Source organism: Cytobacillus stercorigallinarum, assembly GCF_014836495.1.
Classification (GTDB): domain Bacteria; phylum Bacillota; class Bacilli; order Bacillales; family Cytobacillaceae; genus Cytobacillus; species Cytobacillus stercorigallinarum.
Window position 1 is genome coordinate 14,837 of sequence record NZ_JACSQT010000007.1, and the last position, 24,539, is coordinate 39,375.

26 protein-coding genes are annotated in these 24,539 nt (G+C 34.8%); 8 read left to right on the forward strand and 18 right to left on the reverse strand.

Going from position 1 to position 24,539, the window contains the following annotated elements; genetic code table 11:
- Window positions 1-60: 60 nt before the first annotated feature.
- Complete coding sequence (locus tag H9655_RS14150) at window positions 61-1,803, reverse strand: helix-turn-helix domain-containing protein (protein ID WP_191815104.1); 1,743 nt, start codon at window positions 1,801-1,803, stop codon at window positions 61-63.
- Between the two features lie 106 nt (window positions 1,804-1,909).
- Here H9655_RS14150 and H9655_RS14155 point away from each other — a divergent pair, with 106 nt between their 5' ends.
- On the forward strand, window positions 1,910-2,521 hold the full coding sequence (locus H9655_RS14155) for a DUF3298 and DUF4163 domain-containing protein (protein WP_191815106.1): 612 nt from the start codon (window positions 1,910-1,912) through the stop codon (window positions 2,519-2,521).
- Between the two features lie 66 nt (window positions 2,522-2,587).
- Here the strand turns inward: H9655_RS14155 and H9655_RS14160 are convergent, their stop codons facing one another.
- Window positions 2,588-3,373: a sulfotransferase family 2 domain-containing protein gene (locus tag H9655_RS14160; RefSeq protein ID WP_191815108.1), complete on the reverse strand. Its 786-nt coding sequence runs from the start codon at window positions 3,371-3,373 to the stop codon at window positions 2,588-2,590.
- 160 nt (window positions 3,374-3,533) lie between these two features.
- On the opposite strand from H9655_RS14160, the gene cysC reads away from it, so the two are divergent.
- From cysC to H9655_RS14175, 3 genes are all read left to right on the forward strand, one after another.
- On the forward strand, window positions 3,534-4,130 hold the full coding sequence (gene cysC / locus H9655_RS14165; protein ID WP_191815110.1) for an adenylyl-sulfate kinase: 597 nt from the start codon (window positions 3,534-3,536) through the stop codon (window positions 4,128-4,130).
- A gap of 16 nt (window positions 4,131-4,146) precedes the next feature.
- On the forward strand, window positions 4,147-5,289 hold the full coding sequence (sat, locus tag H9655_RS14170) for a sulfate adenylyltransferase (protein ID WP_191815112.1): 1,143 nt from the start codon (window positions 4,147-4,149) through the stop codon (window positions 5,287-5,289).
- A gap of 351 nt (window positions 5,290-5,640) precedes the next feature.
- A complete protein-coding gene (locus tag H9655_RS14175; protein ID WP_191815114.1) occupies window positions 5,641-6,507 on the forward strand; it encodes a sulfite exporter TauE/SafE family protein in 867 nt (288 codons plus the stop codon).
- A 105-nt stretch (window positions 6,508-6,612) separates the two neighbouring features.
- Here H9655_RS14175 and H9655_RS14180 read toward each other — a convergent pair whose 3' ends face one another.
- Window positions 6,613-7,374 (reverse strand): kanamycin nucleotidyltransferase C-terminal domain-containing protein, encoded by a 762-nt coding sequence (locus H9655_RS14180; protein ID WP_191815116.1) that lies wholly within the window; start codon window positions 7,372-7,374, stop codon window positions 6,613-6,615.
- Between the two features lie 668 nt (window positions 7,375-8,042).
- On the opposite strand from H9655_RS14180, the gene erm reads away from it, so the two are divergent.
- Complete coding sequence (erm, locus tag H9655_RS14185; protein WP_191815118.1) at window positions 8,043-8,900, forward strand: 23S ribosomal RNA methyltransferase Erm; 858 nt, start codon at window positions 8,043-8,045, stop codon at window positions 8,898-8,900.
- 495 nt (window positions 8,901-9,395) lie between these two features.
- Here erm and H9655_RS14190 read toward each other — a convergent pair whose 3' ends face one another.
- The 6 genes from H9655_RS14190 to H9655_RS14215 all read right to left on the reverse strand — a co-directional run bounded on the left by H9655_RS14190 (window position 9,396) and on the right by H9655_RS14215 (window position 13,838).
- Window positions 9,396-9,851 carry an N-acetyltransferase gene (locus tag H9655_RS14190; RefSeq protein ID WP_191815120.1) on the reverse strand — a complete coding sequence of 152 codons (456 nt, stop codon included), beginning with the start codon at window positions 9,849-9,851 and terminating at the stop codon, window positions 9,396-9,398.
- Window positions 9,852-9,987: 136 nt separating this feature from the next.
- Window positions 9,988-10,443 (reverse strand): DinB family protein, encoded by a 456-nt coding sequence (locus tag H9655_RS14195; RefSeq protein ID WP_191815122.1) that lies wholly within the window; start codon window positions 10,441-10,443, stop codon window positions 9,988-9,990.
- A gap of 28 nt (window positions 10,444-10,471) precedes the next feature.
- Window positions 10,472-11,167 carry a DsbA family oxidoreductase gene (locus tag H9655_RS14200; RefSeq protein ID WP_191815124.1) on the reverse strand — a complete coding sequence of 232 codons (696 nt, stop codon included), beginning with the start codon at window positions 11,165-11,167 and terminating at the stop codon, window positions 10,472-10,474.
- A gap of 18 nt (window positions 11,168-11,185) precedes the next feature.
- Window positions 11,186-11,764: a TetR/AcrR family transcriptional regulator gene (locus tag H9655_RS14205; RefSeq protein WP_191815126.1), complete on the reverse strand. Its 579-nt coding sequence runs from the start codon at window positions 11,762-11,764 to the stop codon at window positions 11,186-11,188.
- A 162-nt stretch (window positions 11,765-11,926) separates the two neighbouring features.
- Window positions 11,927-12,853, reverse strand: a complete 927-nt coding sequence (locus H9655_RS14210) for an AEC family transporter (RefSeq protein ID WP_191815128.1) — start codon at window positions 12,851-12,853, stop codon at window positions 11,927-11,929.
- A gap of 88 nt (window positions 12,854-12,941) precedes the next feature.
- Window positions 12,942-13,838, reverse strand: coding sequence for a LysR family transcriptional regulator (locus tag H9655_RS14215; protein ID WP_191815130.1), 897 nt, complete (start codon window positions 13,836-13,838; stop codon window positions 12,942-12,944).
- Window positions 13,839-13,971: 133 nt separating this feature from the next.
- Here H9655_RS14215 and H9655_RS14220 point away from each other — a divergent pair, with 133 nt between their 5' ends.
- Window positions 13,972-14,625 (forward strand): O-methyltransferase, encoded by a 654-nt coding sequence (locus H9655_RS14220; protein ID WP_191815539.1) that lies wholly within the window; start codon window positions 13,972-13,974, stop codon window positions 14,623-14,625.
- A gap of 64 nt (window positions 14,626-14,689) precedes the next feature.
- Here H9655_RS14220 and coaA read toward each other — a convergent pair whose 3' ends face one another.
- From coaA to H9655_RS14250, 6 genes are all read right to left on the reverse strand, one after another.
- The gene (gene coaA, locus H9655_RS14225; protein WP_191815132.1) at window positions 14,690-15,640 is read right to left on the reverse strand and encodes a type I pantothenate kinase; all 951 of its coding nucleotides are present in this window, start codon (window positions 15,638-15,640) and stop codon (window positions 14,690-14,692) included.
- 346 nt (window positions 15,641-15,986) lie between these two features.
- Window positions 15,987-16,697, reverse strand: coding sequence for a hypothetical protein (locus H9655_RS14230; RefSeq protein WP_191815134.1), 711 nt, complete (start codon window positions 16,695-16,697; stop codon window positions 15,987-15,989).
- A 2-nt stretch (window positions 16,698-16,699) separates the two neighbouring features.
- Window positions 16,700-17,575, reverse strand: coding sequence for an ATP-binding cassette domain-containing protein (locus H9655_RS14235; RefSeq protein WP_191815136.1), 876 nt, complete (start codon window positions 17,573-17,575; stop codon window positions 16,700-16,702).
- A complete protein-coding gene (locus H9655_RS14240; RefSeq protein ID WP_191815139.1) occupies window positions 17,568-17,936 on the reverse strand; it encodes a GntR family transcriptional regulator in 369 nt (122 codons plus the stop codon). The genes H9655_RS14235 and H9655_RS14240 overlap by 8 nt, the downstream gene beginning before the upstream one ends.
- Before the next feature lie 173 nt (window positions 17,937-18,109).
- Entirely contained in the window at window positions 18,110-18,532 is a 423-nt protein-coding gene (locus H9655_RS22920; protein ID WP_404826101.1) for a CotD family spore coat protein, read from the reverse strand.
- Between the two features lie 108 nt (window positions 18,533-18,640).
- The gene (locus tag H9655_RS14250; protein ID WP_225230648.1) at window positions 18,641-19,534 is read right to left on the reverse strand and encodes a class I SAM-dependent methyltransferase; all 894 of its coding nucleotides are present in this window, start codon (window positions 19,532-19,534) and stop codon (window positions 18,641-18,643) included.
- A 25-nt stretch (window positions 19,535-19,559) separates the two neighbouring features.
- On the opposite strand from H9655_RS14250, the gene H9655_RS14255 reads away from it, so the two are divergent.
- A complete protein-coding gene (locus tag H9655_RS14255) occupies window positions 19,560-20,141 on the forward strand; it encodes an LOG family protein (protein ID WP_191815144.1) in 582 nt (193 codons plus the stop codon).
- Between the two features lie 98 nt (window positions 20,142-20,239).
- Window positions 20,240-20,674, forward strand: a complete 435-nt coding sequence (locus H9655_RS14260) for an organic hydroperoxide resistance protein (protein WP_191815147.1) — start codon at window positions 20,240-20,242, stop codon at window positions 20,672-20,674.
- A 314-nt stretch (window positions 20,675-20,988) separates the two neighbouring features.
- Here the strand turns inward: H9655_RS14260 and H9655_RS14265 are convergent, their stop codons facing one another.
- The 3 genes from H9655_RS14265 to H9655_RS14275 form a co-directional block, all read right to left on the reverse strand.
- Window positions 20,989-22,434, reverse strand: coding sequence for an MDR family MFS transporter (locus H9655_RS14265; protein ID WP_191815149.1), 1,446 nt, complete (start codon window positions 22,432-22,434; stop codon window positions 20,989-20,991).
- Window positions 22,435-22,774: 340 nt separating this feature from the next.
- Window positions 22,775-23,614 (reverse strand): YitT family protein, encoded by an 840-nt coding sequence (locus H9655_RS14270; RefSeq protein ID WP_191815151.1) that lies wholly within the window; start codon window positions 23,612-23,614, stop codon window positions 22,775-22,777.
- Window positions 23,615-23,976: 362 nt separating this feature from the next.
- Window positions 23,977-24,450 (reverse strand): DinB family protein, encoded by a 474-nt coding sequence (locus tag H9655_RS14275; RefSeq protein WP_191815153.1) that lies wholly within the window; start codon window positions 24,448-24,450, stop codon window positions 23,977-23,979.
- Between the last annotated feature and the right edge of the window lie 89 nt (window positions 24,451-24,539).

Genomic DNA, 24,539 nt, shown 5'->3' on the forward strand with positions numbered 1-24,539 from the left:
CATCTTCTTGTCATTGTTAACGTAAATCTTCGCTTTTAGAGCATTCCATTCATTTTTATCCTACGAGTGCTTTAGTTGATAAAGATCGAGTGCTATTTTCACATTCATACAATCCTCCATTGAATCAAGGTTAATATTAAGCTTCTCTTCAATTTGCTGAATTCGGTAATAAACCGTATTAGGGTGTAAATGCATCTCTTCTGCTGTTTTCACTGCGTTTTTGTCCGTTTGTAAGTATGTTGTAAGTGTTTTAAGCAAATCATTTTTATTTGCTTGTAATATCCCTTCTAAGAATATCTTGATAAAAGCAGTAGCATCATCATCTGATACATCGTTTAAGTATCTTCTATACCCTATTTCTCTAAATCCTATGACTTTACTGGTCTTTTTTGCTTGCTCAAGCAAAAAATCAGGCATGATTTGTACATCTTTAAAAGAAATATCGGCTTGTCTTAATGAACCGACAGATCGGCCTATATATATTAAATTCGGATGATAATATTGTTGAAGTCTCTCTGACCTCGTTTTTAATTCTTCTTCCCTATTCAATAGAGAATCTTTAGAAGCGAGCATCACATAAATCATATCCCTACCAGGAAAACAAATAGTTAGAAAGCGATCTTGAAATACGCTCTTCACCTGATTTTCTATTGAACTAAAGCTTTCTAATGCTTCATCATTCCTCAACCGTTCCATCCCAATAAAGACACATTTGTCTTCGATACTAACGCCATATCTCTTCAAAGCTCTCTGTACTTCTAAAGTAAAGTTATTTTTCAATATATCTTTTAATAATTCTTCTTTTTCCATGAGTTGATGCTTCATTTGTTCTTGCTGTTTCATTTGTTCAATGGCCATAATAGACGCTGCATGCTTAAAAGCCAATTCACCAATTAAATTTAACTCCTTCTTTTGTTCAGTTACCACCAAAAAACCAATTGTCCCGAAAGAAGACATCACCCCAATAGCTTGACCTACCCATTCATCTTTTTTATAGACATCAAGCAATCTTGGAATACTTAATTTCTTGGCATTTTTCTTTAACCATTCTTTTATATAGAAATGATGATCTTCAGAAGGAGGGTAAGATGTTTTCAAGCGGTAAAGTGAATCAAAATAAAGAATCGATCCGCTGAACTTTTCCGCTAGCTTTTTGACTAAAGAAAATGTACCGTCACCTTTTAAAGCCACATGATTCAATTCATTATGTAAAGACAAAATCGTTTCTAGTTCTTTTGTTTGTTTTTCTTTTTCTTGAAAAGCTCTAGCATTTACTATAGAAATCGCAATTTGGTGACCGATGGCTTCTAAGAACGCTAAGTCTTCATCGCTAAAAAAACCGTTGTTTTTAAAATTGTCAATCGTTAAAACGCCGATTTTTTTATTTTGATGAATCAAAGGCACAGACATACAACTTACAGGAATAGCTGCATGTACCGTTGACTCTAAATAATAATGCAATGTTTGATTACGCATATTGCCCATTGCCTCTTTAATCTTCTCTGCCGTATGAATCATTTTGCTACAACCATCTTCAAAAACAGAGCCACTAATCCCTTCCCCTGCTAAAAGCTTATTTTGTAAATACATCTCCTCTTTAAAGTTGTAAGCTCCTTCTATCTCTAAATATTCCTTCTCTTCATTCCATAGAAGAAAGAAGCCTGCATCAGCCTTATCTATTGATTCAATAACGGCTTCTATAATTTCTTGTACTAATTTTGTTAAACTTGTATTCGATGTAATATTTCTTGATACATTGATAAATGTATTTAATCTTTGTTTTATTTTTTCATTTTCATACACAGTTATCATCCTAAATAGTTGTCATCATTTTATTATATATAAAACTTGTCATGGCCACATAACGATTAGTTCCCCATCATATGTTAGTTTCTAGGAGGTGTATGTGATGAATACATTTAAATTACCAGTTGGTATTCAACCGATTCATATAAAACATGATCGTGTAGATATATTTCAACCGCAAGTAACTTCCTACACACCACCAGCTGCCAAACAAAAAATGAATCGAGCCATTTCAGATAGCTTAAATAAATTAATGAAAGATCAAGGTTATGGACATCCTCAAACTGAATTAACTGGTGGTTTTGACTTAAAAAACAATCAACAAGGTGTATTAAGTTTAACTCTTACCGTTTATTCTTACTCAGGAGGTGCACATGGCCTTACTTTTACACGCGGGTTAACATTTAACAGTTTAACTGGCAAGCAATATATACTTGGAGATCTCTTTAAAAAGAATAGCAATTACAAAGAAAGGATTAACATCCTTATAAAACAACAGTTGCAGGAAAGAGGTTTAACCAACGATCTTCTTGTACCCTATTCAGGAATCACAGATGCACAATCCTTTTATATTGCTGACCTCACATTGGTCATTATCTTTGATGTGTATAGCTTACTTCCATATGTTTATGGGACGATTTATTTCCCATTATCCCTTTATTCCTTGCAAGATATTATTAATGATGAGGGTCCATTCGGTAAAATGTTTTCTTAAATACAAAGGAATCCTCAGATGCACTTTCTCCATAACTGAGGGTTTCTTCATTTGATAGCAAAAAAATCAATATTCCCCTAGATTATATCGGTAAAGGTGTATATCAACAGCAAAAATTTCCTCTACTAACGCCTTCGTTTCTTCATTATATAAACTATTGACTGTAGGTAAATCCTGCAAATCCCCCTCCTCATCATCGGCAAAATTGATCACTCTGTTTGCATAATCACCCTCTAGCCTCATTCTTGATGAAAAATGATGAGAGGATTTTGCAATCTCATTTATTGGTGAAGCTTTTAGTCCTGCAAGCCTTTCTAACTTTATTAATTCTTGTTGTAAATTCTCTAATTTCACGTAACAAATAGGTGCCTGTTCTTCCCCAATTGTATATTGAGGCGCAATATGTTTATCTAATTCATATATGCTTTCGCCGAATGATTTCAATTTTAAGAGATAGTCTTTAAAAGACATACCTTCCGTAACGGTACTTCCTAATTGTGTGATAAGCCACTCCCCGCTCAATGTATGATAAAAGGAACTAACCGCTCTTCTATAAGGGTTTCTCACGACTTTCACAATCGTTTTTTCACCATTTATTAATTCCTCTTTTAATTCACCCACGTACCCTGTACGCTTCCGAAGGACAAAGTCACGATAGTTATGCGCCATTTCAACATTCAACTGAGACACATCCCCAGCCACGCCAATATGATACATAAACCACTTATTCACAATGGTGCACCCGTTTTTCGGCACCCATAAGAGAATGTATGGAAAATTGCTAGAAAATAGCGGGATATAATAAGGCATCATCAAGTTTTTCACTACTATTTCAGACATTCTTTTTGTCACGGTTCTTCGAACTCCTTTCTCCTACTATATAGAATATGAGAAAGCAAAAAAGCGGTTACGAATTTTGTTATTAACAGGCACATGACCTGTACAAGCTTACCTGAAAATACATATGCATAATAACAAATGAGACAAATATTAGATTGGGGGTTATTTTTAAATGGAGAGTAGAAAACACATCACTTGGTCTCAATCACAAGTCTCAAAAGAAAATCGGCAAAAATTGCACAATCATAAAAGTTGTATGGTGTGGTTAACTGGTTTATCAGGTTCTGGTAAATCAACGATAGCAAACATTGTACAAACTAAATTATACGAATTAAATATGAGTACTTATCTATTAGATGGTGATAACTTACGGCACGGTATCAATAAAAACTTAGGATTTAGTAATGAAGATAGAAAAGAAAATATTCGCCGCACAGCTGAAATAGGCAAATTATTCGTAGATGCAGGCATTGTTGTTTTGGCAGCACTGATTTCACCGTTCGAAGAAGATCGAAAGCTAGCCCGCTTTCTTTTTAACGAAGATGAGTTTATTGAAATATATGTGGAATGTTCTTTAGAAGAATGTGAGTTGCGAGATCCAAAAGGGCTTTACAAGAAAGCCCGTTTAGGAGAAATTAAAAATTTCACAGGCATTGATCAAATATATGAACCTCCCCAGTCTCCAGAACTCGTTATTTCGACTATCTCAAAATCACCTGAAGAATGTGCAAATGAACTCGTAAACTATTTAATTGAGCGACTGAAGTGAAGGAGGAATAATGGACATGACAAACTCTATTCCGCATGGTGGAAAATTAATTAATAGAAAAAATCTTAATGCAGACACGAGTCATATTACTAAGCAGATCATACTTGATCGTACCTCTTTATCTGACCTTGAACTAATTAGTAATGGTGCTTATAGCCCTTTAGAAGGTTTTCTAACTTCAGCTGACTACTATTCAGTTCTTCATGAAACGAGACTGACCAATAATCTTATCTGGAGCATTCCAATTACTTTACCTCTATCAAAAAAAGAAGCTGATTTGCTAAAAATCAATGACAAAGCGAATTTAATCTATGATGGTTGTGTTTATGGATATATTGAAATTAGCGATATCTTTCTGCCAGATAAACAAAAAGAAGCTAGTATGATTTATCAAACAAACGACCGCAATCACCCAGGAGTCCACAAGCTTTTTAATCGTGGTGAAGTGTATATCGGCGGTCCCGTCACATTAACAAAAGAAATCCAAAAACCAGCTTTTCTTGAAGGGTTACAATTAGATCCAGCAGAAGTAAGAAAATATATTGCTACCCAAGGGTGGGAGACGGTTGTTGGATTTCAAACAAGAAACCCTGTTCATCGCGCACATGAATATATTCAAAAACTAGCATTAGAATTAGTTGATGGCTTACTACTTCATCCCCTAGTTGGTGAAACAAAAAAAGATGATATTCCAGCAGAAACAAGAATGAAAAGCTATCAAGTTTTATTAGCAAATTATTATCCGCAAGAAAGAGTTTTATTGTCATCTTACCCACAGGCGATGAGATACGCTGGCCCAAGAGAAGCACTTCATCATGCAATTGCACGTAAAAATTATGGATGTACACATTTTATTGTTGGCAGAGACCATGCTGGTGTTGGTGATTATTATGGCACATATGATGCCCAGAAGTTATTTTTAACCTTTCCTAAGGAAGAACTAGGCATTACTATATTACCTTTTGAACACACCTTTTATTGCATTAAATGTGATGGCATGGCCTCACATAAAACATGTCCACATGATTCTTCTTTACACCTTCATCTTTCTGGAACAAAGGTTAGGGAAATGTTAAAACAAGGAGCCATTCTACCGAAACAGTTTAGTAGACCAGAGGTTATTGAAATATTAATGGATGATATGAGAAGGAATGAATAAAATTCGTTAGGTACTCGTAAGAAACTTATACCATTTCTAAAACCTCCAAATACATTCATTATGCCAACCGCTCCTGCTCCTTTTACTATAGAAATCAGCCTGGAATCAGCTCGAAAATGATTTTTAAATGCTACGTTTACTTGCTGATTTTAAACAATAAATACCATCACACTTCATAGTACCCATCTCACAATATGAGCCAAGCATAGATGATGCCAGTAATAAGAGCCATCTTCAGGAAAAACCATACCTTTTTTAACTATTTAATTTGAGAAACACCACTCACTTTCTATGCACCCTTGTACAAAAAATTCATATGTTAAATTAGATTACTTTTAAAGGGGAAGGACTATGAGGAAACTAATTATTTTTGCCTTTATTGGATTTTTTGCACAGTTAATTGATGGCTCCCTTGGCATGGCATATGGCGTAACTTCATCAACGCTTTTACTCACTTTTGGTATTGCTCCTGCTGTCGCCTCAGCGTCTGTCCATTTAGCTGAAGTTGTAACGACTGCTGCCTCAGGGGCATCACACATAAAGTTTGGCAATGTTGACAAACAAGCGGTTTTTCGTTTAATTATTCCAGGGTCAATCGGTGCATTTATAGGGGCTTGCTTCTTAAGTCAACTACCTGGAGATGTGGTTAAACCTTATATTGCTGGATTTCTCCTACTTTTAGGTTTATTTGTTTTTTTTCGGTTTCTTTTCCAATACGAAGTGAAAAGACAAAATCAAACTTTACATTTATCGCGCAAACAAGCCATTCCACTCGGACTCATTGCCGGCTTTGCAGATGCAACAGGTGGTGGTGGCTGGGGACCAATTGCCACACCTGTTTTACTTTCTAAAAAAGGGATATCTGCTAGAAAAGTCATTGGCACAGTAGATACTAGTGAATTCGCCATTGCGCTATCTGCTAGCATTGGTTTCTTCATTGCTTTAGGCTGGGAAGAACTGAATTGGACTTGGGTCATTGCTTTAATGATCGGTGGCATTATTGCTGCTCCAATTGCAGCATGGTTAGTTAAAGTACTGCCACCTTATCTATTAGGCGTACTCGTTGGTGGTTTTATTGTCCTTACTAACGCCAGGACCATCTTATTAACCTTCCAAACGCCTGATATTTGGATTTATCTAATCTACGTCGTTATTTTCGTACTTTGGATTAGTGGTATCATTTTTGTCATCAGGAAGAATAAAAAAAATAAGAACTAATCCCTTTATTTAGATACTAATAATATCTGATTAATCCAATGGCTATTGTATAGATATTTAATAATGACAAAAAAAGTCATCTTCTCTCGTTTTGGAAGATGACTTTTAAAATGGAAAAGAATGTGAGCGATAATTAATTCCAAGTTCATTGAACCACTGATTGATTCCAGTCCAAAGATGCTCACAAGCTTTATATATATTTTCACTATTATCCCAATCTCTTTGAAGAATAAGTTTCACTAACTGTTCATAGCCATGAGGTTTTGTCGCAATTCCTAATGATTCTTCAAGCATCCTTGTTTTTGATCGAAAATAATAACGATTAGCTAAACCAATTAACTTAGCACTTTGTTCACAAAACTCCACTGCATTCAACAACAATGAGGTTTCTTCCTGAATGAGCCTTAAGTTTCTTATTTTAGCCATCTTCACGTACAACTCTTCAATCATACACTCTTTCATTACATCTTTTATCTCGTAGCTAGATATTTGCAGGGGGATGCTTTTCATTTTTGAGAAAAACATAATCGGATCATAGATAGGCATCGTATGTATGAAACGTGCAACGTTTAAGGACCAATCTGCATTTATTTCTTTTGCAGAAGTTATGTATTGCTGTTTTTGCAGTGCCTCAATGGTCACCTTAAACGGCGGATAAATAAACTGAAAATCATCGATTCGTTGTCCATCAAAAACAATCACTTGAAAATTTATATCGGAATAAGGACCATCCTCATCAAGGGCAAATGAGCCATAGACACCGATAGCCATGATTTTCTCATCATATACTTTTAATAAACGTTCCTTCACAATATCGATGAATCTGTCTTTTTCGATTCGAGATGTTGGTTGTGGAAGTAAAAACATGATATCACTGCTTTCGTTGACTGAAGATTTCCTTTAGAAAATGATAATAGGATAGGTATTCACAATATAGGATGATATTAACCGGTATACTTCTCCCTCTATTATCGGTTAAATTTGAAAATAAGTCATCATTTTTGCAGAAAACTTACTTTGTCAGTTTGGCTTTTTTTACTCTATGGCTCTGTTAAGAAATATATTGATAGTTAAAGGAAAAATACAACTTCCAAAAAACTTTGCACGGCAAAAAATTTCTAAATATTTTGATTTATTTCGATGAACGAGTTATAATAAAGAATGTATCATTAAATTGTTATTAGGAGGATTATTTAAAATGGGTCATTCATATGTCAGACTTCGTATCTCAACTTTGAACTCATAAATTTAATACGTTCAAAGGCTCTGTTTTGTGTATACAGAGTAAACGGGATTAGTCTGCCCTTTTTAAATAATCTTCATTTCCTACAAAAAATATGTAAGGTGAAGAAAGGCTGAGTTATGCTTTTCTTTTTTTACGTATGATTACCTTTCTTTTTTTAGCAAAAAGTAGGTTTATTTGGTTGCGACTATCTAGGATTTACCCTTATCTTATGAAGATAGGCTTTCTTCCCTCTACTCTGAATCACAGTCAGATCCCTTTGATTTATTATTTTTCGAAGGGAAGAGATAGTATGACGAAGAAGAGTAAGAAGACCCATAAATACTGTGAAAAAAAATTAAAAAGTATGAAGTTCCCCAATTTTTCTGGGCAGCATCTGATGAGTAATAAGAAATTACTAAATGAAATTATTGAACGAGCAAATATAAATAGTAGTGATATAGTTTTAGAATTAGGAGCTGGGAAAGGAGCTTTAACCACATTATTAGCGAAAAGTGCAGGAAAGGTCCTTGCAGTAGAATATGATATGAAGTTTGTCGAAATTCTAAAGAAAAAAACGGCACAGAATATTAACACGAAAATTATCCATAAGGACATTATGAAGGTTTTTTTACCCGATGAGCATTTTATCGTTGTCTCGAATATACCCTACTCCATTACAACTCCAATCATGAAGATGCTTTTAAATAATCCATCAAGTGGATTTCAAAAAGGGATCATTGTAATGGAGAAAGGGGCTGCAAAACGCTTTACCTCAAAGTCAGTCAAAGATTCTTATGTGTTAGCTTGGAGAATGTGGTTTGATATACACTATATCAAAGACATCTCAAGAAATAATTTCTCTCCCCCACCCAAAGTAGATTCTGCAATGGTTCTAATAACTCGAAGGAAAGAACCCATTGTCCAGAAAAAATATTATTTAGCTTTCCTTGGACTGGCACAATATGCTCTAAAGCAATCTAATGCCCCTTTAGATATTGCTTTGCGAGGAATATTTACACTCCCACAGTTAAAACATATAAAAAAAAGCTTAGGTATTTCAAATGGAACACCCATTGGTTCTTTAACAAATACGCAATGGGGGATTGTGTTCAATACGATGATTAATTATGTTCAAAGACCTTTATGGCCAAAAGTTAAAAAGAAGTAACTGGCTGAGGAAGAAACGAGGTATCTCTCTAATTCAAAGAAATGATTGAAAATTGAAATGTAATTATTGTATACCTATGTCAATAATTAGGCCCTTAAACCTGATGTTCTTCGTTTTAGTTATTTTGTACTCTAAGGAATGTCTAACTTTTGTAGACATTCCTTAGATCAATCTAATAATATTTTCCCCTTCTAAAACAAACCCGCCCCCCGTTAGCTTAAGTACGACGTTTCACAATGTGCTCATGTAATGTTTAAATTAAAGAGTTTCTTATGAGTCGCTTAGTACAATTAATTATGAATTTTTTTAGCAGATTGGTTTTTATTGAGGGATGGCTTTAGCTCAGCAATTAAGATTGTGATCATAATTAATACCGCACCCGTAACGGGTTTCAATAGAAAATTGTGCATTCCGTACATCCTATTATGTGTAAACCCGACTAGCAGACCAAAAAACCTACTACAGTAGCTAGTGACTGCAGCATTTACATTAAATTTAAGCGATAAAACGAATCATGGCAATCTCGTCACAAGCATCATTTTTAGGGCATGACATACAATCTACCCAAACTTTCTCTGGTAGTGAATGACGAGACACTACAGTAAAATCACATTTAGCAAAGAATTCTTGCTCATAGGTTAATGAGATAAGCCTTTGTATCCCTAGTTTCACAGCTTCTTCTGCCACTTTATTGACCAGCAGGCGCCCGATTCCATTTCCAGCATATTGATCATCTACAACAAGGGAGCGAATTTCAGCTAGGTCTTCTCCCAATACATGTAAACCTGCAACACCGACAATCTTTCCCTCTTCTTTCATTACATATAAACATTGTAAATGTTGATAGAGTGATAAATATGACCTAGGTAGTACAATGCCCTTATCAGCGTACACTTTGATTAATTGATGAATTTGTTTCACATCCGTGCTAACTGCATTAAAAATTTCCATTGCTGTTGAACCCCTTTTAAACGTAATATAATAAAAATACAACAAAACGGATTTTTATTCAATATTATTATGAGAAAAAAGGGAAAATTCAAATTAAAAGTACAGATAGCGAATAAAGCTATCTGCAACTCGTATATTATTTTTCAACCATGCGCTTCATTGCATGAATTTGTCCTAGATGATTTGCTTCATGATAAGCAGACAACATTGCTAGTTGGCCTACTGTCTTTTGCCCTAATATTGCTTCAGGTAATTCTTGCGCAAACACATCATTGGGAATCTTATTTATTCGAACAATTTGATCTTGAAGTTGATCAATTAACAAATCTACAGCCGGAACTTCCCCTGTCCAATCACTTGGCTTTGAGCCGTAACCAAATAACTTCATATATTTATCAGAAAGATGGTCTGTGTTATTTGGATAATTCAATATGAATTGCTCAGTCACTGTTAGGACATGTCCAATATGCCAATGGATCGTATTATTGAAGCCTACAGGTTGAACATCTAATAAATCTTGCGGGATGTTTTTTACTTCTCTTAATAGATTGTTTCTTGTTAATTCTAGTTGATACTTGATTGCTTCACTCATTTGTAAAACACTCCTTAAATTAAAATTTTTAACAGCTGCCATCTGTGCAAGCATCGCCTTGTTTCACTACATTCAATGGTTGGCTTTGCTTTTCCTCTTTGATTACTTTTGTTAATACTTCAGAAAAAACATTTGAAGATTGCGCACCAGAAACGGCATATTTACGATTAAAAACAAAGAATGGAACACCTTGTACACCTAACTGCACGCCCTCTTGCATATCTTGCTCTACTTCTTTTTTATATTGATTAGAAGCTAGAACAGATGTAACCTCTTCTTTATCTAATCCTACAGTTGCTGCAATATCAATTAATGATTCTATTTCCCCTACATGTTTTCCTTCGACAAAATAACTTTTAAGTAATTGTTCTTTCATTTCGCTCATTTTACCTTTTTCTTTTGCTAGGTGGATTAAGCGATGAGCATCTAAAGTATTTGTCATTTTAGCATCGTTTAAATGATAATCTAAGCCTACTTCATTTGCTTGAGCCGTAACTTGTTTTTGCATTTGTTCAACTTGCTCAATAGACTGGCCGTATTTCTTTGCCAGCATTTGATTCATCGTTTCTGTTGTATTTTGTGGAGCATTTGGATCCAATTGAAAGCTTTTATATATCACTTCTACCTCATCTTTTTGTTCGAAGCCAACAAGTGCATGTTCAAACTTTCTTTTGCCAATATAACAAAAAGGGCAAGCAATGTCTGACCAAATTTCTACTTTCATTCTATTCCCTACTTTCTATTAACTTTTTAAGATTTGTTTTGTTACTGTTAATGCATCCATAACACGATCACTATTTGTTTTCACACCGCTCATTACATTTGTGCCTTGAATCATCACCATAAAAAAACGTGCCAACAACAAGCTGTCTGTTTGCGAAGTAATGGATTGATCTGCCTTTCCTCTTTCAATAGCACGAATAAATACTTCTTCTATCTCTTGAAATTGCTCATTAATAAGCTGACAAAACGCTTGATCATGCGGCCCCATTTCAATTGCTTCATTACTTGTCATGCATCCACATGGTAAACCGTCCTCAGCATCCACTATTTTTAATAAGAAAGACTCAATCGCCTCATAACCGTTATGTCCGCTTTGTAATATGTCTTGAAGTAGTTTGAGCTGATTTTCATGATACATACGGAAAGCGGCTATAAATAAATCATATTTATTGCCGTATACTTGATAAATACTACTTTTACTTAAACCGGTGACTTCTTGTAAATCCGAGAGAGAAGTTGCATGATATCCCTTTTTCCAAAATAAGATCATGACATCTTTTAATTTTAATTGCGGATTAAAATTTAATGGACGAGCCAAATGTTCTCCCTCCTTCATTTGTAGTATATCGATTATGAACCGATTAGTCCACAATTATAGTTACGGTGTTTAGTAGAGGCAGGTTTGTATAAAAACCCACAGTGATAAAATTAAACATAGTTGGAAGGTTTTTAAAACAAGTAACCTGATTTTAAATTCGAACTATGTATAAATAACAAATGACAAATAAATGACTAAAGATACAGTTAGGCTGCTTAATAATGTAGAATACAGCACAATTTGAGCAGTCAACTGTGGTTCCACGTTATATTCAAGAGCAATTGTAGCGGTATTTCTTGAAGTAGGAAAAGCACTGGCAATAAATAAAGATTGTGCTAAAACCCCTTCAATTCCAAGAAGCGTAATTATAAGGAATGAAAGAGCTGGCCCTAATAATAAACGTCCAATTAAGCTCCATGTAATCACGCGATGAAACATTTTTAATTGTATTTGTGATAATTGCGCACCTAACAATAATAAAGCTAAGCCAATAAAACCAGCTGCCAATTGTTCTAAAGGAATCTCTATAAAAGTGGGAAGAGGAATGTTGAATAATAAGAAGAGATATCCTAATAAAAGGGCATGGATTACAGGCAGTTTTACGAGCGACAATATGAGAGAACCTATCGATCGACTAGTTGAAAGAAGGTTATACATACCGTATGTAAAGGTTAAAATATTTTGCACAACAATGATAATAATTTGTACGGATACACCTAATGGATTAACAGTAAAGACAAGTTGACTCACAGGCAATCCATAATTATTCGAATTCATTAAGGAAATACTATTTTTTAAAGTAGCTGCCTCTCCCTTATTTAAAGATAAACACTTCGCCATTACTTGCCCGATAATCATTAAGGCCACCGTAAAAATTAACAAATAGCTTAGCAGTTGGCCTAATAAACTCACATCAAAAGATGAGTGGTAAATATGCAAAAAGATAGCTGCTGGCATAAAACAATTGGTTACTAAAGTAGATAGTTGCTTCAATTGGAAAGAAAACTTCCTTTGTAAAAAAGCACCTAATGCCAATAAAAGAAGAATAGGAAAAATAATTTGCATGAATATCTCAATAAAAAATGTCATATAGAAAAACACCTTTCCATATATAAACCTTCTTTTCTTAGCTTAAGCAACAACAAGCTATAAGTAAATTCAATATTTATTATGTTTTTCAATAATTTTTTCTAATGTTTTGTTTACACTTCTCAATAAATTGTTTCACAAGGATGGATTGTTCTTCGTTTTTACGTGTACAAATGGCAATTCTATGCTTTACAGAAACGCCTTCTACGTTAACTCTTGCTAGTTGCCCATTCTTAATATGGTCTTTGACAACGAGTGAGGAAATAAAATTTGCCCCATATCCAGAAATGACCGTAGAGATTGTTTCACTTAGTCCATCGAATTGAAGAGCAACCTTCGGCGGATTTAGTTGATTAGCATAACAAAGCGAGAACAAATGCTCACGCATGGAACTCCCTTCTTCTCGCATAATGAATGGCTCTTTGACCATTTCTTCAAGTTTAATCGTTTGATTGGCTAAGCGATGATTTGCTCCTACAACAAACCATAGCTCATCTTCTAATAATTCGTACCAATCAACATTATCCGGCCGCTCACCAATTCCACCATATATAGCAATATCAGCTTTATAATGTTGAAGTTGATCAAAAGCATCTTTCGTATTACTTGTAGAAATAACCAAATTGACCTTTTCATGTTCACGCTTAAAACTGGCTGCTAATTTAGGTAATAATAAATTTGCAGGTAAGTAGGTCGTAGCAATCCTTATCGTGCCTTCCTCACCATTTCGATAATCATCTATAAATGCTTCAATTTGCTTTTCCAATGAAAACAAGTGCTCTGCTTTACCAGCTAAAGCTGTACCAAATTCAGTTAGAACGGCTTTCCTTCCATTTTGTTGAAATAATGGCACACCAATTTCATGTTCGAATTTTTTAATTTGGCTAGAAACAGCAGGTTGGCTAATATTTAATTGCTCAGCCGCTTTAGTGAAACTGCCAATTTTGGCAACTTGATAAAATAGTCTTAACCCATGTGTATTCATTCAATCACCCTAATTATAATTATTATTTATAAATCTATAAAAATAATATATTTTTTTTATTATAAATCATAACATATACTTAAAATAAAGAAACATACATTTTTTAGAAGGGGAGATAGTAGTGGAGGATAAAATGGTATGGTCTGATGTGGATGATTACTTAATCGACAAATTGATTACAATTGATAATGAGCTCGAAGATATACTACGGACAAATGAGGAGGCAGACTTACCTGCCATTGATGTATCACCGACTCAAGGAAAGCTTCTTTACTTAATTACAAAGTTACGTTCTCCTAAAAATATTTTAGAAATTGGCACACTTGGAGGCTATAGTAGTCTTTGGTTTGCAAAAGCACTTCATAAAGGGGCTAAAATTTATACATTAGAAGCTAATTCAGAGTATGCCAATGTTGCTCGTAAAAACATTGAACAAACGCCATTTACAGATCAAATTGAGATCATTGAAGGCAAAGCGTTAGAAACATTACCTATCCTTGCGAAAAGAGATGTACAATTTGATTTAATATTTATTGATGCTGATAAAGAGAATAATCCTGCATACTTAAATTGGGCTTTGAAATTAGCCAATAAGGGAGCAGTCATTATTGCTGACAATATCGTTAGAAATGGGGAAATCATTGAAGAACATAGTACGGATACCCGCATTCAAGGTGTACGCTCCTTCTTCGACATGCTTGAGAATCATCCCCGAATAGAATCTACAGCTATACAAACAGTTGGTCAAAAAGGTTACGACGGATTTGTATTAGCTATTGTTAAATAGAGAAAAAAACTGAGTGATGATCACTCAGTTTTTTTTAATAGTACAACTCTTGGTCGCGATTCCTTTATAGCTTTCTAACCTTTACTTCTGTCACACGATGACCTTCGCCTTTTTCGATAATTAAATCAGCGCGGTTCTTCGTAGGTAATATATTCTTCTTTAAATTTGTATGATTCGTTTCCTTCCAAATACGGTCAGCAATTGCTAAAGCTTCCCCTTCACTCATTTTGGCAAACTTATTAAAATAAGATTTCGGATTTTTAAAAGCGGTGCTCCTAAGTAGTTGGAATCTTTCTTTGTACCATTTCTCTACATTCGCTTCTTCGGCGTCGATATAAATAGAGAAGTCAAAGAAGTCTGAGACAAAGGGCTTATCTTTACCCCTGACATTTTTAGGTGGTTGTAAGACATTGATCCCTTCTACAATGACAATATCAGGCTCCGTAAGCGTTTGCATCTGATCACGAACAATATTATACGTTAAATGTGAATAGACAGGTGCCTGCACAACGGATTGACCCGATTTTAATTCAGAAAGAAATTTGAAGAGCTTGCTAATATTATAACTTTCTGGGAAGCCTTTTTTCTTCATAAGCCCCTTTGATTCTAATATTTCATTTGGGTAAAGAAATCCGTCCGTCGTTACTAGATCTACCTTAGGCCGTTCAGGCCACTCCGAAATCAAATATTGAATCATTCTAGCCGTTGTACTTTTACCTACTGCTACACTTCCTGCAATACCAATAATATAAGGAACCTTCTTCGTTTCCATCTGTAAAAAATGATTGCTATCTTTATGCATGTTTTTTGCATTTAAATAATACAAATTCAAAAGCTGCGATATAGGCTGATATACTTCTGTTACTTCTGACAATGATAATCGGTCATTTACCCCTTGTAATGACTGCAAATCCAAATCCTCTAAAGGAATGGTCGATCTCCTACTCAATGCTGACCATTCACTTCGATTAAAAGTTAAATAGGGTGAGTAATCCTTTGTTAATTGTTTATTCAACTTTTTGTCCTCACTTACCTTAACATTTTCAATTCTTGAGTTTATTTTAACATATCATACAGTTTTTTCAGCTTTTTTATTTTTCCAAATGGCAAAAATCGATTTTTTCAGGTGATTAGCTTTTTTCCGTACCACAATGCCCGCATGGAACATATTACATTGTTATTACTTTCCCCATTCTTTCACTGCGCATCCCAATTACCATAACTATTCTTGATCTTCTTCTTGTCTGATTTGTCTTCTCTCCCCTTTCTTATCTAGCCCTGCTTCCTCATTGTTGTTCGGTGTTCACTGTATCGCCTAGAACAAAAAAGCACTGCAACAATGCAGTACCTTTTTAGTTAATCTATTCTTTAGACCTAATCCCTACTAAATGGCCCCCTCTTTCCAATGGACCGTTTCGCATAATCAAGTAAGATAAAGCCATGCCGCATAAACCAATGAACCCTAATATATGAATGAATGATAATAAATGATTAACAAATAAATCAATTATTTTACCCATTCCTTCATTTGTAAACCAAACAACAAATAAGCCACCAATCATCGTTAAACCAATTAATATTCTAATTGTACCTAAATAAAACCATAAGCTATTGACTAATAAAAAGACACCAAACAAAAACACACACAGTACAACATCAACCCACCAATAAAGAACTGGATTATCACTTTGAAATAATAATCCAACATGTTGCAGATGAACTGGATTCAGATTATTCTCTGATAAATATAAATTTAACTGATAAATCACATTAAGAAAAGCTGTATTGATACAGATAAATAAAACGGTATTAATAATTGTACTTAAAAGATATTGCCGTCTCGTTCCTCCTAGAGAAAGAACACACTTATATGTTTTATTATAGAGTAAAAACGGATAAATTAAGAAAAATCCATATATAGGACCAAAAATCGATCCAGTGAAATCACCAAATAAATGTCCACTAATAGAAAATAGAATGACCACGCCCAGAGTAATAGAGAGAATAACAATTGTCTGTTTTTTCAAATCCTCGAACATTAATTTAAACGGCCCATTAAATGTAGAAAACATTGTTAATCTCTCCTTTCCTGCGTCATTGTTTTTTGCACCAGATAGTCTTGCAGTGAGACATTTTCAAGATGAACCTTATATTCATTCGCGATTGTCTGCCATTCATCAGTTATTGCATCATCAATCATTACTTGCATTTGGTTAAGTAACTTCTTCTGTTGTAATATTTGGTGATGACCTTGCACTAGTTTTTGCACTTCTTCTATAGGCCCCGTTAACATAAGACCTCTTTGCTTTAATTCTTCGGTATCGGTATAACTCGCTAATGTTTTGTTATGAATTACAGCTATTTTCTCACAAAGTGGTTCAATTTCTTCTATATGATGAGAAGATAGTATAAACAAACGTGGGTGGTCTTCATACGTCTCTAACAATACATCATAGAATTGCTTTCTTCTAAATGCATCTAACCCATTTGTCGGTTCATCCATAATCGTTACTGGCGCCTTACTTGCTAAACCAATGACGATTTTTATCATCGTTTGCATCCCTTTAGAAAACTTCTTTATCAGTTTCTTCTTTGGCAGTTCAAATAATTCGACCAGCTCTTCAGCATATTGCTGATCCCAATTTGGGTTGAAATACGCCCCAAACCTTAGTGCATCTTTCACATTCCAAAACTCAGAAAACGGATGATTTTCTTGCATGTAGGCAATATACTTCATCCCTTCTGATTGATTGTATGGCGAGATTCCGTGAATATCAATTAGGCCATTATTTGGTTTTTCCAACCCTGCTAACAGCTTCATTAACGTCGTTTTACCTGCGCCATTTCTACCCCAAAGTCCCATTATAATCGGCTCTTCTTCCACTAAGTTTACATTTTTCAATGCAAGAGTGGATCCGTACTTAAAATCTAGTCCTTGAATCTTAATCATGATTTTCCCCCCTTATAAGTCGAAGAATATCTTCTTCATTTAAATGGATGCGTCTCGCTTCATCTAACATAGGTAGCACATATTGTTTATAGAAATCTGCTTGCCTTTCTTTTAATAACAGTGCCTTCGCTCCTTTCGCTACAAACATGCCAACACCTCGCTGTTTATAAACCAGCTCTTTATCTACAAGAAGACCTAACCCTTTTTGTGCTGTCGCTCGATTGATTTGATAAAACTGAGAAAGTTCTGTCGTCGAAGGTACTTGATCTCCCTCTTTTAAGTGACCATCAACAATATCATCTGCTATTGTTTCTGCCAATTGTTGAAATATTGGCTTAGAATCATCAAAAACTGATTTCACTTTTGACTCCTTCCTACCTAGTTGATAGGTTGATTACTCATGTAACCAACTATACATCATATTATGTATCTTGTAAAGTCGATGTGAACACTTTTTGTAGAAACCTTTTGAGATCAATCAAAAAATATAAGAAAACAAAAAAAGAACTGCCATTAATGACAGTTCTTAAATAATTACCAAGGTCTTTTAGGACCCCAACCACCTGTTTGACAAGGGTTGTAAGGCTGACCACACATGATATGTTGTTCTTTACACTCATTTACAACGGATTCAGTGTGTGGAAAATAATGTTTGTGTGTAATACAATGTTTATTAACATTTGTAGTGTGACTAGGGTGTACATGATTGATATTCGTATTTGAAAAATTCGGCTTAACATATTGCTGAGTCGGAGAAACTTGAGTCGGACCTTGTTGTGCTGGTGAATAAGATGGGGATAAGAATTGCGGTTGGCCACCCCATGGACCAGTTTGAGCACCCGCTACTTGGTGAGGCAATTGTGCACCCGATTGTGCACCTGCTACTTGGTGGGGCAATTGTGCACCCGATTGCGCACCTGCCACCTGATTTGGGTTATTCCATTGTTTATAGCTCACGCTAAGACCTCCATTCTGTTTTATTCCTTAATAAGGTATGTTGGAATGTGATAAGTTGTCTAATACAAACACCTATATTAAGTACAGAAATTTCATTCGGTCCAATTTCTATTTAGCTGTAAACGCATAAACAGATAATGGCGTGATTTCATTCGTCACACGGAAATCTTCTAACATGGACATTTGTGAAAAGATAAGCGACTTCAGCTTCTCAGGTATTTCTTCTAACTGTTCTAACTCATTATGTAAGTCCTTTACTAATTTAGTCACTTCCCATTTTGCATCTTGCAACTCTGGAGAGAAAATAATATGTTCTTTCTCTATATCCCAGCCTGCCTCCCTCACCACTTTTTGTATATCAAATGGGGTAAACAATGTACGAATATTAGCGTCACTCTCTTTTTTGAAAGACTCATATTGGGCCTGAATAAGAACGGATAATAAATGTGGATACTGTTCCACTACACTTATTCTCGTATCCCACTCGGCGAAGCATAAGTTTTTTCCCCATTTTTTCACTTTTTTCATTAATGCGGCAAACTCCTCAATTGATTTCATATACCATGCACAATGCGAAAAAACGATGTGATCAAAAGATTTTTCTAAAAACTCAATTTGGTCAGCTAATAAATCCATATGGAAATCAATATGAATTTGTTTGCCTATTTTAGAATTTAACAAATAGGAGATGGATTCACCGAGTGTAATAGGTGTTCCATAAGTAGGAGACGCAATATCAATACCGTGAACGAACCCTTCCTCCCCGACTAAATAAGCTAATACTGCTGTGGTGTCACCTTGTCCACTACCTATTTCTAAGACACGATCCCCTTCTTTAATGCCCCAAAATTCTGCCAATTTTAACCGATGTATTGTTTGTACCTTTTGTATTTCGAAATTTGTCGCCATACAATCTGTAATGATGTCGACACCATTCATAGGTCCACCTGCCGCTTCAAATTTTATAAGAATATTTGCTATACTTAGATAAGTATACTTCATTTAAATAAAAAGGGGGTAAAAAAATTTGCAAGCACTCGCAGTCTTTTGTGGTTCAAGCCAAGGGGCACATCCCTCCTATATGAAAGGGGCACAAGTTTTAGGAGAGCAATTAGCCAAAAGAAACATTACACTCATATATGGTGGTTCAAGCATTGGCTTAATGGGCGCAGTAGCAGATAGTACATTAGCCAATGGAGGGAAAGTAATTGGTGTCATTCCTAAATTTCTTCAAGATAAAGAAATTGCCCATCCAAACTTAAGTGACCTTGTCATCGTAGATTCTATGCATGAGAGAAAACATAAAATGGAAGAACTTGCCGATGGATTTATTATGCTTCCAGGTGGTTGCGGAACATTAGAAGAATTCTTTGAAGTGTTTACTTGGGGGCAGTTAGGTTTACATCAGAAGCCTATTGGTATCCTCAATATTGATCACTACTTTGACCTCTTAATTTCTTTAATTACACATATGAATGAACAACAATTTTTACAGGACAAATTTCTAAAAATGGCACTAGTTAGTGAGAGCCCGGCTGAATTAATTCAGCAATTTTATACTTATACACCTCCTGAGGTCAAAACATTTCTTAAAAGGAGCCAAACGTAAAGCCTCGTTTTTTTGAATAGATTTTAAAATAATGTGTAACTCGTCAAAAAAAGGTTATATATATAGTACAATCTATTTCTAAAAAGGAGACGATCCAAATGGCTAAGAAATTATTTACAGCTACTGTTACAGTAAGTGGTGGTCGAGAAGGTACAGCAGTATCAGAGGATGGTAACTTTAATGTCGCCATAGCAATGCCAGGAACCCCTAGAGCAAAAGAAATGCCCGAAGCGACGAATCCAGAACAATTATTCGCAGCCGGATATGCGGCTTGTTTTGAAAGTGCCCTACAAGGTGTATCTAAAATGGAACGGACACCGATAGATACTGAAGTAATTGGCAATGTCAGTCTCTATAAAGATGAAGAAGAAGGATATCGTTTACAGGTGAATTTAATTATTAAAGCAAAAGGAACCGATCAGGAGACATTAGAAAAACTCGTTCATCAAGCGCATGAAACTTGTCCTTATTCTAAAGCTATACGCAATAACATCGAAGTGACCTTAGAGCCACAGGTAGTAGAACAATTGTAGTAAATCAAAGTTAATAATACATGTAAATGAACTGCACCGCCATTGTTAGACACAAAACGAACAATGGCGGTGCAGTATTTTTATATGTCTAATGAGGACAAATTATGGGCGGGCTGTTATTAAAAACTTCTTAGGCAGCCTTAAAACAGAACTCCTCTTTATACAGAGTTTTGTATTACAAGACAATAAGGATTATATATACTATGATTGAAAGCAAAATTAAAGGACCTGAGTACTGTATAATGACAGGACTCAAGTCCTCTAAGCTGCTTAAGATAAATTATCTAACTTTTGGGCTCACTTAATGGCAAGCGTTATTTTGTTTCATTCTCAACATAGACCCTTTTTACAAAGAAAGATAAAATCAGTCCGATGATAGAAGCAATTAACCCAAGATAAAACGCTGTCTGGACTCCGTTTGTTAAGGCTTCAGCTGCGATCGCTGTATTTTCCATACCCTCTTTTGGTATATAGCTGGATTGACCTGCTGCCATTAGACTAATAGCAACTGCCGTACCAATGGCCCCAGCAATTTGCGATAGTGTATTCATAATAGCTGAGCCATCTGGATAATGCCTTTTTGACAGCTGATTTAATCCATTCGTTTGAGCCGGCATCATAATCATCGCTACACCGATTAACATCACAGAATGAATGAAAATGATGAAAACTGAACTTGTTTCCGTCGTTATTCTAGTAAATAAAAATGACATAATCGTTGTTAAAACAAAACCAGGTATAATTAAATATCTTGGACCAAACCGATCAAATAGTCGCCCTGTAATTGGAGACATCAAACCGTTGATTAATCCACCTGGAAGTAAAACAAGACCAGCTGCTAGTGCAGTTAGTAATAGTCCACCTTTTAAATACAGTGGCAGTAAAATAGCAGATGATAAAATAATCATCATACATACAAAAACCATAATCGTTCCTAAAGAAAACATTGGATGTGCGAAAACACGTAAATCAAGCATTGGCTCTGAACTACGTAACTGGCGAATAGAGAATAGTAATAAACTAATTAAACCAATTACAATTGGTAAAAGTACCATTGGACTAACCCACGAGCCATTTCCTTCTCCTGCACTACTAAATCCATATACAACACCACCAAAACCAATAGTCGATAATAACAATGAGACAAAATCAATTCGAGGCTTTGTAATGGTAGAAACATTTTGCATAAACGCCATTCCAATGACTAAAGTAAGGATTAAAATAGGTAGTGATAACCAAAATATAGAATGCCATCCCCATTGATCAATCAATAATCCTGAAATCGTCGGACCAATAGCAGGGGCGCACATAATAACTAAACCCATAAGTCCCATCACGCTTCCACGCTTATTCGCAGGGAAAATCAGCAAGATGACGTTCGTCATTAATGGTAATAACAATGCTGTCCCTATCGCTTGTATCACACGACATATTAATAACATAGGAAAACTAATTGATAACGCTCCAATCAATGTCCCAACAATTGAGAATATAAGGGAAGCAGCGAATAATTGCCTTGTACTAAACCATTGAATAAGTAAACCTGAAACTGGTACTAACACACCAAGCACTAATAAAAACCCTGTTGTCAGCCACTGAACCGCATGTGGTTCAATCTGAAAATCAACCATAATATCCGTAAAAGCCATATTAAGTGCCGTTTCACTAAACAAGCCAATAAAAGCAGCAATCATTAACACAATGGTAATCGGCAAAGGCTTGATCTCGACTTGTTGTAAATCATTTATCTTCTCTGTCATTTTCTTTCTCCTTCTATTCATGCTCTAGGCTAAACGCCATACCTTTCATTCTACAATAACTCGGGTGAAATTGCCTATGTATTTTTTATTTATGACCATGAAAAGATATGTAGGATATTATCGATTCAAGGATATCAAAAAAATATCTAAATTGTACTCATTAATTAATAGGATCATTTTTTAATACTTACACTTGTAAAAAGATGGATTTCTCCTTTTAGAATCTGGTGATTTTTTCTTATCACATTGTTTTCAGATATAGTGAATCTTACAAAAGTGCATTCTTTTTTGCGAATGTTTAAATGATAAGGAACAAAAAAACCAGCTCATCGCTGGCTTCTCATCCTTTTGACATATCTCCAAATCCCTCACCAAACACATCGCGTACATCATGTATGGCAACGAAGGCTGTGTGATCTGTTGCTAAGACTATTTTTTTCAATTTCATAATTTCTTGTTTACTAATGACAATATATAGTACTTCCTTTGCTTGCTTCGTATAATATCCTCTTCCGTTCATTACTGTCACTCCACGGTCGAGTTTTTGATTAATTAGTTGGGCAATCGTGTCTGACTCTTTTGATATAATTGTGACAGCCTTTTTAGGATTTAACCCTTCAATAATGAGCTCCATCACTTTTGTACCAACATATAACATAATGAGTGTAATCATTACTTTCTCTGCGCCAATAATAAAATAAGAACTTAAAACAACAAGAATATCAAAAAATAATAAGCTATAACTAATACTCCATCCTAAGAACTTATTTGTCATCTTCGCAAGAATCGTTGTTCCTGCTGTAGTACCACCAACACGAATAATTAAGCCAATACCTACACCAGAAAATATTCCTCCAAAGATCGCATTAACTAATATCTCATTCGAATCAATTCTCCATCCTTCAGTTAAATGTAAGGAAAGAGAAAGCGAAACGACAGCAATAATCGTATATATAACGGTTTGTTTCGTTAAAAATTTATATCCTGCAATCAATAAAATGGTATTTAATATGAAACTCACTAATCCTGGAGACCATTCAAAAAGATAATAGAATATAATTGTCAATCCAGTAACTCCGCCTTCACTTAGTTCACTCGGGATGACAAACAGATTAATAGCTAATGCAAAAAGAAATGCACCAAAGACAATGACAATACTATCCCAAATATATTTTTTCATGGCTTCTATCCTCCATCATTAAATTCGCTCGCCATTCGAGGCACCACTGCATTTTATCATGCGATGAATAGTGACGACAATAGGTATTAGAAATAATGAATGAAAATCATTCATTAAAACATAATTATGAATTATCTTTTAATTTATAGGTAAAAGAAAAAGACCCTTAAAAATTTTAAATTCAAAAGGGACTTTTTCTACTAGGACTGCTTTTGATATAAATATTGAGGGTGAAATATTAACACTGGGGTGCCGGTTTGTATTACTTTGAGATTTTTTTCCTATGTTTTAATTCTCTGATGTATTTTTCGTAATCTACAGACACTAAATTACCGAGCATATACTCAACGTGCTTCATATTTTCACACCCCTATATTCTTTTTGATATCCTCAATTTGTGCAATATGATGCAGTTCATGAGCCATAATGGTCTCGGCTAAATCTTTAACGGTCATTGTTCCATCTTCTATATGTATACCTTCTTTTTTAAAATTTTCCTTTGTTAATAACTCATACATCTCTATTCTGCTTTTTCTATACTGTTCTAACATCCTTTTTAAATTTGCTTTATTATACTCTCTTTCTTCTACAAGCTTTTCTGGATCATACGATTCAAAAATGATTAATGAAGATTGACAACATTGTTTAATTCTTTCGCCCCACACCTCTTGTGTATCATATAAATGACCTATTATTTGTTTTACAGTCCATTTTCCGTTTTGCCTTGTTCTAAACAATATTGAGTCATCAAATTGTGTTACAAACTCTTCTATCTTAGAAAAATTTCTTTTTAATAAGATTAAAATCTCATCTGATTTTAAGTTTTGGAGCTTCACTATAATTCTTCCCCCTTATTTGTTTTACTTATGAATCTATTGATACTGTTTCTACAACTTTTTCCTTTGGTCTCAAAAATAATATCCTA